General features: G+C 72.6%; 10 protein-coding genes. 4 read left to right on the forward strand and 6 right to left on the reverse strand.

Annotation, left to right across the window (positions count from 1 at the left end; all coding sequences use genetic code 11):
• The first annotated feature begins 126 nt into the window (after positions 1–126).
• The 3 genes from Q8791_RS13220 (at position 127) to Q8791_RS13230 (ending at position 4,094) form a co-directional block, all read left to right on the forward strand.
• Entirely contained in the window at positions 127–1,776 is a 1,650-nt protein-coding gene (locus Q8791_RS13220; protein ID WP_330091969.1) for an alpha/beta hydrolase, read from the forward strand.
• Between the two features lie 86 nt (positions 1,777–1,862).
• Positions 1,863–2,705 carry a GNAT family N-acetyltransferase gene (locus Q8791_RS13225; RefSeq protein WP_330091970.1) on the forward strand — a complete coding sequence of 281 codons (843 nt, stop codon included), beginning with the start codon at positions 1,863–1,865 and terminating at the stop codon, positions 2,703–2,705.
• Positions 2,706–2,870: 165 nt separating this feature from the next.
• Positions 2,871–4,094 carry a Bcr/CflA family efflux MFS transporter gene (locus Q8791_RS13230; RefSeq protein ID WP_330091971.1) on the forward strand — a complete coding sequence of 408 codons (1,224 nt, stop codon included), beginning with the start codon at positions 2,871–2,873 and terminating at the stop codon, positions 4,092–4,094.
• Between the two features lie 63 nt (positions 4,095–4,157).
• On the opposite strand, the gene Q8791_RS13235 is transcribed toward Q8791_RS13230, so the two are convergent.
• From Q8791_RS13235 to Q8791_RS13250, 4 genes are read right to left on the reverse strand one after another with little or no spacing between them, the layout of a single operon-like run.
• Positions 4,158–5,822 (reverse strand): ABC transporter ATP-binding protein, encoded by a 1,665-nt coding sequence (locus Q8791_RS13235; RefSeq protein WP_330091972.1) that lies wholly within the window; start codon positions 5,820–5,822, stop codon positions 4,158–4,160.
• A gap of 8 nt (positions 5,823–5,830) precedes the next feature.
• Positions 5,831–6,724 (reverse strand): ABC transporter permease, encoded by an 894-nt coding sequence (locus Q8791_RS13240; RefSeq protein ID WP_330091973.1) that lies wholly within the window; start codon positions 6,722–6,724, stop codon positions 5,831–5,833.
• On the reverse strand, positions 6,721–7,656 hold the full coding sequence (locus Q8791_RS13245) for an ABC transporter permease (RefSeq protein WP_330091974.1): 936 nt from the start codon (positions 7,654–7,656) through the stop codon (positions 6,721–6,723). Before Q8791_RS13245 ends, Q8791_RS13240 begins: the two co-directional genes overlap by 4 nt.
• A 42-nt stretch (positions 7,657–7,698) precedes the next feature.
• Positions 7,699–9,300: an ABC transporter substrate-binding protein gene (locus Q8791_RS13250; RefSeq protein ID WP_330091975.1), complete on the reverse strand. Its 1,602-nt coding sequence runs from the start codon at positions 9,298–9,300 to the stop codon at positions 7,699–7,701.
• 1,070 nt (positions 9,301–10,370) lie between these two features.
• On the opposite strand from Q8791_RS13250, the gene Q8791_RS13255 reads away from it, so the two are divergent.
• The gene (locus tag Q8791_RS13255; RefSeq protein WP_330091976.1) at positions 10,371–10,931 is read left to right on the forward strand and encodes an ATP-binding protein; all 561 of its coding nucleotides are present in this window, start codon (positions 10,371–10,373) and stop codon (positions 10,929–10,931) included.
• Between the two features lie 81 nt (positions 10,932–11,012).
• Here the strand turns inward: Q8791_RS13255 and Q8791_RS13260 are convergent, their stop codons facing one another.
• Together Q8791_RS13260 and Q8791_RS13265 are read right to left on the reverse strand one after the other, a co-directional pair.
• Positions 11,013–11,861 (reverse strand): AMP-binding protein, encoded by an 849-nt coding sequence (locus tag Q8791_RS13260; protein ID WP_330091977.1) that lies wholly within the window; start codon positions 11,859–11,861, stop codon positions 11,013–11,015.
• 399 nt (positions 11,862–12,260) lie between these two features.
• Positions 12,261–14,798, reverse strand: coding sequence for a LuxR C-terminal-related transcriptional regulator (locus tag Q8791_RS13265; RefSeq protein ID WP_330092057.1), 2,538 nt, complete (start codon positions 14,796–14,798; stop codon positions 12,261–12,263).
• Positions 14,799–14,940 lie beyond the last annotated feature (142 nt).

A 14,940-nucleotide genomic window follows, 5' to 3' on the forward strand; every position in this document is an offset into this window, starting at 1 on the left:
GTCTGATCCAGGCAGGGCACATGTTACCGGGGCATGCCCGCATGGGGTCCGTGTCGCTTCCCTCTGTCACGTTGCGCAGCGGTGACAATGCATGAGGTCACCTAGGCAGTGTGAGGGAGTGGACGAGTGCGAGCACGAACCCTGGCGGCGGTCTCGGCCGGAGCGGTCCTGGCCTCCCTGGTCGCGGGAGTCCCCGCCCGGGCGGAGCGGACCGAGGAGACGGCGGAGACCTCCCGCGCCGCTCCCGAGGGCCTGGCGTGGGGCCCCTGCGAGGACATCGCTCCCGTCGGGGACGAGGCCCTGGAGTGCGCGACGCTCACCGTCCCCCTCGCCCGCAGTGCCGACGGCGCCCGGGTCAACGGCCTCCAGGACACCGTCGAACTCGCCCTGTCACGGGTCCCCGCCACCGGCCGGGCCGAGCACACCATGCTGGTCAACCCCGGCGGACCCGGAAGCGCGGGACGGATGTGGGCCGCGCACACCCACCGCCGCATGCCCGCGGAACTCCGCGAGATCTACGACGTCGTCTCCTTCGACCCGCGCGGAGTCGGGGCGTCCACGCCCTCCATCACGTGCGACCCCGGCTTCTTCGCGCCCGTCCGCCGCGACACGGTCCCGGCGGACGCCGACGCCGAGGCGGCCCTGCGCGCCGGCGCCGAGGAGTACGCCCGGGCGTGCGAGAAGAACACCGGCCCCCTCCTCGACCACGTCCGCACCGAGGACACCGCCCACGACATGGACGCCATCCGGGCCGCCCTCGGTGAGGAGACCATCGACTACCTCGGCTACTCCTACGGCAGCTACCTGGGCACCGTCTACTCCGCGCTCTACCCGGACCGGGTCCGCGCCCTGGTCCTGGACAGCGTCGTCGACCCCGACAAGCCCTGGTACGAGAGCAACCTGACGCAGAGCCGCGCCCTGGAGAGGGCGGCGGACGGCTTCTTCGACTGGGTCTCCCGCCACGACGACGCCTACGGGCTCGGCACCGACGCCGGACAGGTCGCCGAGGCCTACTACTCCCTGCGCTCGGACCTGGCGGCGGCCCCCGCGGCGGACACCGTCGGCCCCACCGAGCTGGAGGGCGCCGTCATCGTCGTCTCCTACAGCGGCGGCACCTGGCCGCGGGTCGCGGAGGCGCTCTCCGCCCGGATCAACGACGGGGACGACGCCCCGCTGGTCTCCCTGCACGAGGCCTACGGGGACGACGCGGACTCCGACCGCGGTTACGGCGGCTACCTCGCCGTCCAGTGCACCGACGCCCGGTGGCCCGAGGACTGGTCCACCTGGCACGACGACGCCGCCGCGCTCCACGCGGACACCCCCTTCATGGGGTGGCACAACATCTGGTACAACGCTCCGTGTGCGACCTGGGGCGCCGAGTCCGACGACTGGTTCCAGGTCGGCGACGGCTACGGCGAGCACCCCGCCTACGACGGGGACGCGCTCGTCGTGCACGCCACCCGGGACGGCGCCACCCCCGTCGAGGGCGCCTACTCCCTGCGCGACAGGCTCCCCGGGTCGGCTCTGGTGATCGAGGAGGGCGGACTGACCCACGGGGTGTCCCTCACCGGGAACACCTGCGTGGACGACGTCGTCACCGCCTACCTGCGCGACGGGGTTCTCCCCGCGCGTGCCGGGGGAGAGCGGGCCGACGTCACCTGCGAGGGGCGTCCCGAGCCCCGGCCGCGTACGGCCCGCACCGCACCTGAGACGATGGTGGAGCGCCTCGGGCCGGTCGGCCTGGAAAGCCCCGGGAAGCCCGGGTCATACGAGTAACCGGTCCAATAGGCTGGAACCGGTGCGAACAGGCTCGGCCAGTCGTCCCAGGGCCCTCCCGGGCCCGGGCAGATGGGGGAGATGCGATGCTGCGGACCTCGCCGGTACGGATACTCGGAGAACGGGACCGGGACGCCGTACGCGCGCTCCTGGACGCCGACCCCGTCGGCAACGTCTTCGTCGCCTCGCGGCTGATGGCGGGCGGCCTCGCCGCCGGCCCCCACGGCCCCGAGGTGTGGGGTCACGTCGAACGGGGACGCCTGACCGCGATGTGCTACTCCGGGGCCAACCTGGTCCCGGTCAACGCCGGCCCGGCCGCGATCCGCAGCTTCGCCGACCACGCGCGCTGGCGGGGGCGCCGCTGCTCGTCCATCGTCGGCCCGGTCGAGGCCGTCAGCGACTTCTGGGAGCAGGTCACTCCCGTGTGGGGGCCCGCGCGCGCCATCCGCGGCAGCCAGCCCGTCCTGGAGATCGACGGGCCGCCCGCCGTGGCCGCCGACCCCCTCGTGCGCCGGGTCAGACTCTCCGAACTCAACACCCTGGTGCCCGCATGCGTGGCCATGTTCACCGAGGAGGTCGGCGTCCCGCCGGACTCCGGTGACGGCGGCGCCCTCTACCGGGCCCGTGTGGAGGAACTGGTGCGCACTGGGCGGGCGTTCGCGCGGATCGAGGACGGCCGGGTCGTGTTCAAGGCCGAGATCGGCGCGGTCACCCGCCACGCGTGCCAGGTGCAGGGCGTGTGGGTGCACCCGGACCTGCGGGGCCGCGGCCACTCCGCCGCGGGGATGGCCGCGGTGGTCGAGTACGCGCTCGCCGAGATCGCCCCCCGCGTCACCCTCTACGTCAACGACTTCAACGCCCCGGCCCGCGCGGCCTACCAGAGGGTCGGCTTCCGCCAGGTGGGCGAGGTCATGTCGGTCCTCTTCTAGCCCCCGGAGACGCCGCTCCGGTGTCGGCTCCGCCCGCCACCGCCCCTTTCTGACGGACTTCTGTCACATTGCCCCCGTGCTTCCTGTGCCGGCGCCCACGCGCCGGTAGCGTGGGCGGGTTCGCGCGCCGCGTCGCGCGCCCCCGTCACCCACGAGAGAGCCACGATGCGGCACAACCCGACCGGACGCGCACGCCTGGGCCTGGCCCTCCTCCTCGGCCTCCTGGCCGTCCTCGGCCCCCTCAACATCGACATGTACCTGCCGGGCTTCCCGGAGATCGCCGCCGACCTCGACGCCGGGGCGTCACAGGTCCAGCTGAGCCTCACCGCCTGCCTGATCGGGCTCGCGGTCGGCCAGGTGGTCGTCGGTCCCGTCAGCGACGCCCGCGGGCGCCGCGGACCCCTCGCCGTGTCGCTCCTGCTCTTCGTCCTGTCCTCGCTGCTGTGCGCCATGGCCCCCGACATCGCGACGCTGGTGGTGGGCCGCTTCCTCCAGGGGTTCACCGCCTCGGCCGGAATCGTCCTCTCACGGGCTGTCGTGCGCGACGTGTTCGAGGGACCCGCGCTGACGAGCTTCTTCGCGCTGCTGATGGTCATCACCGCCGTCGCCCCCATGGCAGCGCCGGTCGCGGGTGGCGCCGTCCTGGCGCTGCCCTTCGCGACCTGGGAGACGATCTTCCTGTTCCTCGCCCTGTTCGGCGCCGTGATCGCCCTGGTCGCCCTGCTCCGGCTCCCCGAGACACTGCCCGCCGAACGGCGCATCCCCAGCTCGCTCGGCGGTTCCCTGCGCACGATGGCCGTGCTCCTGCGCGACCGCTCCTTCATGGGGTACGCGCTCATCGTGGGCCTGCTCCACGGAGGCAGCTTCGCCTACGTCGCCGGGACGCCGTTCGTGTACCAGGACCTCCACGGGGTGTCCCCGCAGGTGTTCGGCGTGCTGTTCGGCGTCAACGGGATCGCCATCATCCTGGGCAGCGCCGCCGTGGGGCGCCTCAGCACACGGGTGACCGAGCGCACGCTGCTGAGGATCGCCGTGGTCACCGCCGTCCTGGCCACCGGGGTGCTGCTGGTCGTGACGCTGGCCGACGGTCCGCTGCCCGCCCTGGTGGTCCCCGTCTTCGTCTACATGACGTGCATGGGGATGATCCTGACCAGCTCCTTCGCCCTGGCCATGGAGGGGCAGGAAGGGCGTGCGGGGAGCGCGGGCTCACTGCTCGGCGCGCTGCCGATGCTGATCGGCGCCGGGGTGGCGCCCCTCGTCGGCTTGGACGAGAGCACAGCGGTGCCGATGGGCGCGGTCCTGTTCGGAACCGCGGCCCTGGGCCTGCTCGTGCTGGTGGGCATGACCTCCGAGCGCAGGCGTGAACCGGCCGCCGAACCCGGCCGCTGAGGACGGGGCCGCCCACCCGCGGGAGGGGTGACGATCCACCCCTCCCGCGGGCGGGCGCGCGTCCTACGCGTCCGTGACGGGCCGGTCCTCCACGGCCATGCCCAGACGCTCGGGGGTCCCCGCGAAGGACAGTTCGAAGTCCGGGGTGTCCGCGATCAGAGCCCGGGTGTACTCGTGCTCCGGTGCCGACATCACCCGACCGACCGGCCCCTGTTCCACGATCGCGCCCCGGTGGAGAACGGCCACCCTCTGCGCGATGTTGGACACCAGGGCGATGTTGTGGGTGACGAACAGCAGCGCCATCCCCTCGTCCTGGAGTCCGCGCAGCAGCTTGACGATCTCCGCCTGCACCGACACGTCGAGCGCCGACGTGATCTCGTCGCAGACCAGGAGGTCCGGGCGGGTGGCCACGGCACGGGCGATGCACACCCGCTGCCGCTCACCGCCGCTCAGCTGCTCCGGGTAGCGGTCGGCGTAGGAGGAGGGGAGCGCCGCGCGCTCCAGCGCCTCGGACACCACCGCGTCGGGGTCCTCCGGCCTGCCCACCAGGTGTCGGTAGGGGCCCAGGACCTGGTCGCGCACCCGTCGGCGCGGGTTCAGCGCCTCGTACGGGTTCTGGAACACGTACTGCACCCGGCGCCTCTGCTCGGCCGTGCGCCGGTAGCTGCCGGGGGCCAGCCGGCTCCCGTCGAACAGCACCTCGCCGGTGTACTGCTGGTGCAGCCCCGCGACCGAGCGCGACAGGGTCGTTTTGCCCGACCCCGACTCGCCCAGGAGGGCCACGCACTCACCCCGGTGGACCGACACGTCGATCCCCTCCAGGACCCTGGTGCGCCCGTACCCCGCGTTGAGCCCCGCGACCCGCAGCAGCGGCTCGCCCTCCGGCTCGCCGCCCTCCTCGTGGCCGGAGGTCCTCAGCAGCGGCACCGCCATCAGCAGCCGCCGGGTGTAGGAGTGGCGGGGGTCGGCCAGGACCCGGTCCGTGCGCCCGCGCTCGACGACCTCGCCCCGGTACATCACCGCGATCTCGTCGGCCAGGTCGGCGACCACCGCCATGTCGTGGCTGATGTACACCCCCGCCGTCCCGTAGTCGCGGGTCATCCGGCGGATGGTCTCCAGGACGTGCGCCTGCGTCGTCACGTCCAGGCCGGTGGTCGGCTCGTCCAGGACGATCACGTCGGGGCGGCCGACGAACGCCATCGCGATCGCCACCCGCTGCTGCTGTCCGCCGGACAGCTGGTGGGGGTAGCGGGCCAGGAACCCCTCGTCGTCGGGCAGCGCGACCTCGCCCAGGACCTCGCGGACCCGGGCGTCGGCCTCGGCGGCCGACAGGGAGGCGTCGTGCAGGGCCTCGCGCAGCTGGGTGCGCAGCCGCAGGGCCGGGTTGAGCGCGGAGGCCGGCGACTGGGGGATGTAGGCCACCGCCCGCCCGCGCAGCTCGCGCACGCCCTGTTCGGTCAGCGCGGCCAGATCCTTCCCGGACACCTCCACGTGTCCGGCGGAGATCTCCGTGGCCCGCTTGCAGTGCGCCAGCAGCGACAGCCCCAGTGTGGTCTTCCCGGAACCGGACTCGCCGACCAGGCCGAGGATCTCCCCCCGCCCGACCGTGATCGAGACCCCGCTGATGATCTCCACGTCCGAGGGGCGGCCGATCACGGTCAGGCCCTCCACCGAGAGCACGATCGCCCCGGTGTCCCGGTCGCCTCCGGAGCCCGCGTCCGGTGCCATGTCCCGCGTCACTTCTCCACCCCCCGGTCGATGCCGATCGCCGCACGGGACAGCCCGTCGGTGATCAGGTTGGCGCCGATGGTCAGGACGGCGATCGCCGTCACGGGCAGCGCCACCGCCCACGGCTGCACGGCCATGCCCTGCCGGTTCTCGTTGATCATCAGTCCCCAGTCCGCCGTCGGCGGCTGGAGCCCCATCCCGAGGAAGCCCAGTACCGCGACCACCCCGATGGAGTAGGTCAGCCGCAGGCCGAGCTCCACCAGCAGCGGGCTCGTCACGTTCGGCAGGATCTCCACCGCCATGATCCGCCAGCGCGGCAGGCCGATGGCCTCCGCGGCCTTCACGTAGTCCTGCTCGATGACCTTGCGGGTCGCCTCACGGATCACCCGCGCCACGCGGGGCATGTGCGACACCGCGATGACGGCCACGATCAGCCACACCTTCGGCCCGATGATCGACATCACCAGCAGGGCGGCGATCAGCTGGGGGAAGGCCAGCAGCACGTCGCTGACGCGCATGAGGACGTCGTCCAGCCACCCGCGCCGGTACCCGGCGATGACGCCGACGACGGTTCCCGCCGCCACGCCGATCCCCGCGGAGGCGCCCGCGAGCAGCAGCAGCGTCCAACCGCCCCACAGGAAGCGGGTCAGGACGTCGCGGCCCCGGTTGTCGCCGCCGAACAGCGTGCCGTCCACACCGGTCTCGAACGGCTTGGCCACGAACTCGGTGGGGGTGTACGGGGCCACGAAGGGCCCCACCACCGCGATCAGGACGACCAGGCCCGTCAGGGCGACGCCCACACGGGTCCGGCCGAACCCCCAGGCGGTCCGGAACAGTCCGGCCCCGCGGCTTCGCGGTACGACGGCCACGGGCTCCACGCCCGCGTTCACGGGAGCGCTCATCGGTTCGCCACCCTCACCTTCGGGTTGGCCGCCAGCCCGATCACGTCCGCGAGCAGGTTGACGAGGATGTAGATGCCGGCGATGAGCAGGACCACGGCCTGGATCAGGGGCACGTCGCGGTTCTCGATCGCGTCCATCAGGACCTTGCCGACACCGGGGAAGTTGAACAGGAACTCGATGGCCACCACTCCGCCGGCCAGCCACGCGAGCTGGAGGGCGACCACCTGGGCCACCGGACCGATGGCGTTGGGAGCGGCGTGCCGCCACAGGACCGCGCGCTCGTCCACGCCCTTGAGCCGGGCCTGCTGGACGTACTCGCTCTCCAGGACCTCGATCATCGTCGCGCGCATCATCCGGATGATGGGCGGCGCCACCGCGAACGCCAGCGTCAGCACGGGCAGCACCCACTGGTCGGGCCCGCCCTCGCGGGAGTACACCGACGGGAACCAGCCGAGCCCGCCGGGGCCCAGCAGCAGGATCAGCAGGATGCCGACCACGAACTCGGGGATGGACGCCACGACCAGGGTCCCCATGGACGAGGTGTGGTCGAAGGCGCGGTCCCGCCGCAGCGCGCTGACCGCGCCCACGACGAGGGCGACGGGGGTGGCGGCGACGGCCGCCAGCCCCATCAGGGTCAGCGAGCTCAGGACCGGCTTGGCGAGGACCTCGGTGACCTCCAGCCGGTTGGAGTAGGAGGTGCCCAGGTCGCCCTGGACGAGTCCCTGGAGCCACTGGAGGTACTGCACGGCCACCGGCTCGTGCAGGTTGAGCTGGTCGCGCAGGACCTCCACGCGCGCGGGCGTGGCGTCGCGGCCCAGGATCATCTGGGCGGCGTCACCCGGCAGCGCCTGCGTGGCCGCGAAGACCACGAGGGACACCGCCCAGAGTGTCAGCGCGCCGAAGAGGAGGCGGACGACGATGAGTCGGATCATGGTGAGCTTTCGGTAGCGGTCGGTCGGGTCCGTGGGGAACCGCTACTGCTCCAGCCAGGCCCGGTGGAACGCGTAGGAGCCCAGCGGGTGGCCCGACACGGCGGGTTCCAGGCCGTGCACCGTCGTGCTGTGGCCGTCGAGGAGGTTCACGAAACCCCACACGATGTAGCCGCCCTCCTCGAACTCGACCTGCTGCGCCTGGCGGATCAGCTCGTTGCGCTCGTCCTCGTCGGCGGTGCGGCGGGCCTCCTCGAGGTGGCCGAGCCACTCCTCGTTCTCGCCCCACATGGTCTCGTTGTAGGGGGCGCCCACCACCGAGCCCTGCGCGGCCTGGGTGATGTAGTTGCGCGCGCTCCAGAAGTCCTGGCCGAAGGCGTAGGGGAAGCCCTCCTCCTCGTTCCAGTAGTCACTGGGGTTGACGCGGCGGAGCTCGACGGTGACCCCGGCCTCGCGGGCCTGCTCCTGGAAGACCTCGGCGGCGGCGACCACGCCCGCGCTGATGTCGGAGGTGACCAGCTCCACCTCCAGGCCGTCCTCGTGCCCGGCCTCGGCCAGCAGGCGCCTGGCCTCGTCGATGTCCTGCTCGCGCTGCTCGACGCCGTCCGGGTAGGACGGGTCCATCCGCGCGTACATGTCGTTGCCGACCTGGCCGTACCCGGAGAGGGCCTGGTCGATCATCTCCTGGCGGTCGACGATGAGCCGGAAGGCCTGGCGGACGCGGACGTCGTCGAAGGGCGCCTGGTCCACCCTCATGGTGAACGGCAGCCACATGCCGGTCTCGGACTCCATGATCGCCAGGTCGGGGTTGCCCTCGATCACCGCCACCTGTGCGTGGGGCACCTGGGTGATGAGGTCCACGCTGCCGCTGTTGAGGGCGTTGACGCGCGCGTCGTCCTCGGGGAAGTCGACGATCTCCAGTTCGTCCGCGTACGGCAGGCCCTCCTCGTGGTAGCCCTCGTGCCGCTCGAAGAGGCTGTACTCGCCCGCCACGAACTCGACGCTGCGGAACGGGCCGCAGCCGATCGGGTCCGCGGGGTCGTACCCCTCGGGGACGACGCAGTTGTAGTACTCGGCGAGGGCCTCGGGGAGGGTGACCGTGGGCTCGTCGCAGCGGATGAGCACCGTGCGCTCGTCCACCGCCTCCAGCCCGTCCGGGTCGACGCCCGCCATGTCGCCGGCGCCGCGCAGCGGGTTGTCGGGGTCCAGGATGCGTTGGAGGGAGAAGACGACGGAGTCCGCGGTGACGGGGGAGTCGTCGTGGAAGGTGAGGCCCTCCTTCAGCACCACGGTCCACTCGGTGGCGTCCCCGTTGGGCTCGACGGACTCGGCCAGGTGGTTCTCGATGGTGCCGTCGTTGGCGTAGCGCAGCAGCCCGGCGTAGAGCGCGAAGTTGCGGGCGATGTCCACGTTGTCGGTGGGGTCGTGTGCGTCGAGTGTGTCGTTGACACCGCCGCCCGCGACGCCGACGCGCAGGCGCCCGCCCTGCTGGGGTTCACCCCCGCCCGAGCCCCCGGAGCCGGAGTCCCCTCCGCAGGCTGCCAGGACCGGGGCGACGACCGCGCCGGCGGCGGAGACCTTGAGGAGGGACCGGCGGCTGGGAGTGGAGAAACGGGGGGAGCGGGAGCTTTCGGACAGGGGCGACAAGGGACACCTCGTGTGGGGACGGGAAGCGCAGGGCGTCCGGGCCGGGGTTTGAGGAGGCGCCCGGGGCGGGCGCGGCCCGGCATCGGACCTGATCGATACTTGTTCGCCCTTCACGGAGCGTCAAACGAGGTGGGAGGCGGTGCGGACTGTGAACGGGGTGTTGCGGCACGGTAACGGCGGAGGAAGTGGGGATCGCGCTCGAATGTGCTGTGGCCTGGGGCTTTCAGCGATGTTCGGCGGATGCCCCACGTGGCCGTGTGCGCATGGCGCCCACCGCCCGTTCACGGCGAACGACGCTCCGGGAGGCGCCCGGGTTGTGCCCCAATCGATGTCGGGGGGACGCGAAACCGTGGTGTTTAGTGCGGGAAATATCCGTTTTGTGGCTGTAATGGGCTATATGTCTGTTCGGGTGGGCTCGCGGTGGCGTCCGGGCGGCCCGATCCGGCCTCCCGGCGTCGCGGGCGTGCGTCCGCGCCGCTCGTGGCGAGGTCCGCGCGCCGCGGTGTGGACCTCGCCCGGCCCCGGGGCGGCGTCCGCCGCGTCATGTGCCGGTCTCCCGCGGAGGCGTGTGCCTGGTGCGGGCGTGCGGCCGGTGGCCGCCGGGCGGTCCCGGCCCCGCCCCGGCCGGGGTCGGCGTCCACGGCCGCGACGGGGGAGTGCCGGGCGTCCCGATACCATCTGAAGAGGCACGAGGGGCGGCCCCGGTCCGCGGGCGCGGTTCCCCGGTGCGCCCCGGGCGTCGGCGGCCCGGCGCGGACGCCGCCGGACCCGCCCTCCACACGGGGCGCGGAGTGCGGTCCGGACACGGAGGCGATGGTCTCGCCCCCGTCGCCGTCGGGCCGACGGTCCGACCGGGGCGGGTATTGCCAACGTGTTACACCTCACATGGGGGACTCTGGGGTCCGGACTGTTTCCTTTGTCCTCATCGGGGATGACACGTGACGGGGTTTTGTGGCCAATACCAGGCGGGGGCAATGCAGGTGTGCTGTTCTGGACCCAGCACACCCTTGTCTAAGGTGAGTGCAGGCGGCGCAACCCGCGCGCCCGTCGCGGGTGATTGGAGTGACCGGATGGCTGAGGCGAGGCAACTCCGGGAATACGTGCCCGCGGAGGTACCGGAGAACACGGTTCCCACCACACCGGGGTTCGAGGCGGGCGACCTCACAGGAGGGTCCACGGACCACACGGTGTGGAGCTGCGCCGGCAACCTCACGGCCGTACGGTCGATCCGCGCGCGCGTGCGGGACTTCCTCACCCGCATGGGCCACGCCGAGGGCGCCCTGGACGACGCCGAGCTGTCCGTCAGCGAACTGGCGACCAACGCGCTGCTGCACTCCCGCTCCGGGCAGAGCGGCGGCGTCATGACGCTCTTCATCCGCTCCGACGCCGGACGCCTCCGTGTCGCCGTGGCCGACCAGGGCGAGCGCGACGGCGAGGGGGTGCACACGCGCGAGGACGGCGACGACTTCGGGCGGGGCAAGCTCATCGTCGACAGCTGCGCCACCCGCAGCGGCGAGTACTGGAGCGAGGCCACCCACGTGGCCTGGTTCGAGATCGAGGAGGACCACGTGCCGGTCTCCGCCTTCGACGCCGAGTCCGCCTCCGCGGAGTCGGTCGGCTCCGGGGACTGACCTCCCGCCGGATCCGCCCCATCCGGGTCCGCGCACGCCGGGGCCCGGGGACGGGTTCCGGCCCCGGTGCCTCTCAGCCCCTCAGCGCACGCTGTCGTGGTGGGGGAAGCCGACCCGTGTCGGCTCGGGAGAGCAGAGCACGGTCACCTGACGCCCCTCGGGCGGGGGGCAGTCCGCCCCGGTGACCACGCAGGCCCCCGTCCACAGCGCCAGCGCCACCAGCGCCACCCGCGTGGCCTCGTCACCCCGTTCGTCCACCGCCACGACGTCGTCGGCGGTCAGGTCCAGCAGGTTCCGGAGCTCGGAGAAGCGGACCATCAGGTCGTTGTGCGGGTAGAGGGTGGTCAGCAGTCCGTCGCTGGTCCTCTCGTAGCCCAGGATGCCGTTGTCGAACAGGCCCCGCGCCGGGCTGTACCCGTTGCCGTCGGGGCTGGGCTGCAACAGGTCCTCGAAGGGCGTCGTGCCCAGTGCCGGTCCGAACGAGATGATCTGCCGCACCCGCGAGCGCTCCGCCAGTTCGAGGGCGGTCTGCGCCAGCTCGGGGCTGACCAGGAGCAGCCGGGCGTCGGTCTCGGCCAGGACCGCGCACTGGGTGTCCAGGTCGGACGAGGTCGAGAGGGGCAGGGCCCGGCCTCCCACGGCCATCACCGTGTACGTGGCCAGGAACCGGTCGGGCGAGACGGGCGCGAGGACCCCCACGACGTCGCCGAAGCACATGCCCCGACGGCTCAGTCCCGCCGCGGCCTGCTCGACCGTGGCGGAGAACGTCAGCGCGTCCACCCGGTGTCCGACGGCACGCAGCGTTCCCGGCCTCGTCGAGCGGAGCCGCAGCCGCTCGCAGAGGCCGCCCGTCAGAGATCCGATCGGGTCGTCCCTCCGCGGCAGGTGGCGCCCCGGTCGTCCGGTTCCTGAAGACAGCCCTACCCCCATACGTACCCCCAGTCGGCCCATCCGGTGGTGGATCTGGCGACCGGGCTCGTCACGCCCCCTCCACGTGGCGAGCCCGGTCGGCGCCGCTCCGGGTGGTCGGTGCGTTGTCCCTCCCCAGGACGCACCCCGCTCCGGTGCGGTTCTCCACCGGCCCCGGGAAGCTTCCCGGGGCTGACGGTCCGCCGGAATCCGGTGTTCGGATCCGGCTCCGACGGACGTTTCCGGGACCCACGGAACTGTGTCACCGCAGTGCCACGAGCGTGGTGTCCCATGGCGTGAAGCCTAGCGCGTTCACAGTCAGATGCACATGCATATTGCTATGCAGATGCATATGTAGATTCTGGCCACGGGGACAGGAACGCCCGTGCGAGAGAGGGCGTAATCGGGCAGACCGGGCGTTCAGCCCGCGGCTCTGTGCTGCTCCATCCACGCCGTGATCTGCGCCCGCGAGTGGAACCCCATCTTGCGGTTGATGTTCGCGACGTGCCTGGCGGCCGTCGACGGCGTGATGAAAAGGGTCCGGGCGATCTCCGGGTTGCTCTGGCCCGAACTCACCAGCCTCGCGATCTCCAGCTCCCGCTTGGTCAACCGCTGTTGAGGGGTGACCGACTCGGGCGCCGGCACGGGGCCGGTCACGGGACGGCGTGCCCTCCCACGTGCGGCGGGCGTGGAGACGGCGGCCGCCGCCGGCGGCGAGCTCCGCCTCTGAGGGGGCCGCCGCCCCTCCTCGGCCAGGCGCTCGGCCTCGCGGACCACCTCGGACAGGCCCAGTCCGCGCCCCTGCTCCCACCACGTCACCAGCTGCCTGCGCCGCCGCCGTACCCGTTCCACGTCGACGAAGGGCCACGGGGCCGCGTGGACGGCCAGACCCAGCTGTTCGCGCACGCCCATCGCGGCGCCCGACAGTTGGCAGGCGGGTTCGCGCAGCCCGGTGCCGAACACCACCCGGGCGATGGCGACCAGCGCCCGCGCGGCCTCGGCCCGCTGCCCCGTCGAGTGGCTCAGCAGAAGCCCCTCGCTCAGGTAGTCGTAGGCCTGGCCCGTGGAACCCTGCGCGTGCGCCACCCGGCCGATCCCGGCCAGGCAGCGCGCCTCCTCCGCCGCCGCCCCGATCATCCGCTGGGTGTCCAGGGCCTCGCGGTAGCAGCGGTCCGCGGTGATCAGGTCGTTGTTGGCCTCCGCGGCCCGGGCCTGGCCGATGAGGGTGACGCCCACACCCCACCGGTGGTCGATCCCCCGCAGGAGGGTCAGCGCCGCGTTGTAGTGGTGGTCCGCCGTCGGATAGTCGCCCTGCTGGGCGACGAGGGCGGCGCGGGTGCCCAGGGCGATCGCCTCACCCCACTGGTCACCTGCCTCCCGGCACAGTCTCAGGGCCTCCTCCACACGCACCGCGGCCTGGTCCGACACACGGTCGCGCACCTCCACCAGGGCCAGCAGGTTGAGGGCGGTGCGCACGAACGCGTCGTCCCCGGCCTCGCGGCACAGCCGCAGACCCTCCTCGCCCAGCGACACGGCCAGACCGTGGTCGCGCCGCACCCGCGCCAGCTGGGCCCGTGCGACCAGGGCACGCGCCCGTGAGGGCGCCTTGCCCGACTCCTCCAGCTCCAGCAGCCGGTCCATCCAGTGCGCGCCCTCGGCGTGGGCCTGGTGGCTCACCCAGTGCGCGACCAGGCTCACGCACAGCCGGAGCCCGGACTCCGCCGCGCCGCGCGACAGGGTCCAGCGCAGCAGCGACCGCAGGGTGTCGTACTCGGCGATCACCCGCTGGCGTCCGGCGTCGCGTTCGCTCCAGGGCATCGGACGGCTCGACTCCAGCTTGCGCCCCAGGTCCTCGACCAGGCGCAGCATCCGGTCCAGCAGGCGTTCGTGGTAGAAGTCCGCCTCACCCGCGGCGACCAGGCGCCCGGCGGCGAAACGGCGCACCGCCTCGGGGAGCCTGTAGCGCACGCGCCCCTCGAACTCGCCGGTCACGGTGATCAGCGAGCGGTCCAGCAACGACGTCAGCAGGTCCAGGACGGCCGACTCCGGAAGGGACTCGTCCGCGCACACCTGCTCGGCGAGTTCGAGGTCCCACCCCCGGAACACCGTCAGGCGGCGCAGCAGCACGCGCTCGGCCTCCGACAGGTTCCGGTACACGTAGTCCAGCACCAGCGGCAGCACCTGGCTGCGGGAGATCGCCTGCCCGGGGCCCGGCTGGAACTCGGGCGACGCCAGGTGGGCGCGCAGGCCCTCCGCGAGCGCACCGGGGCCGACGGCGGGTGCGAGGGCTCCGAGCACCTCGATCCCCAGGGGCACACCGCCCGTCAGGTCGCACACCACCGCCACGGTCTCCAGTTCCGCCGGCGTGGCGGAGAAACGGGGGTCCCGCGCCCGTGCGCGGTCGAGGAACAACCGGACCGCGTCGGACGTCGCGGGGTCCGGCGGCGGCGCGTTGCGCGCGGCCACCGGCAGCGCCATCGGGGTCATCCGCCACACGGTCCCGTCCGCGAGACGGACGGGTTCCTCACTGGTGAGGAGGATGCAGAGCGCGGGGCAGGCCTCCAGAAGGGCCTCGCCGACCTCCTTCACCCGGTCCGGGACGTGTTCGCAGGAGTCCAGCACCAGCAGCAGGCGCCGGGAGCGCAGAGCCTCGGCCACCGTGGCCGACAGGGGCTGCCCGGGTTCCTCGATCACGCCGACCGCGGCGCAGACCCGCGCGTAGACCTCCAGCGTCGTGTGCGCGTCGGTGAGGTCGGCGAGCCACACCCCGTCGGGGAACGACACGGTCGACTGCTCGGCCACGCGCAGCGCCAGCCGGGTCTTGCCCATGCCGTCGGTTCCGCACAGGGTGACGGACCGGCTGGAGCCGAGCAGTCGGAGCAGGTCGCTCAGGTCCCGCTCGCGGCCCACGAAACCGGTGCCCGGTCGGGGGAGGTTGTGCCGCGCGGGCGCGGTCAAAGGTGCCATGGCCTTCACAGGTAGGGGCGGTCGGGGGGTTCCTCACCAGGGCTGAGGGGTCGGTAGGCAAGGGGGACGTGATCGATGAGTGCGGTGGAGGTCGGGGTTTCTGTCTTAGCGGGTGCACGCGCACTGTGCAAGT

The sequence above is a fragment of the Nocardiopsis codii genome (assembly GCF_036327455.1).
In the GTDB taxonomy this organism is placed as follows: Bacteria; Actinomycetota; Actinomycetes; order Streptosporangiales; family Streptosporangiaceae; genus Nocardiopsis; species Nocardiopsis codii.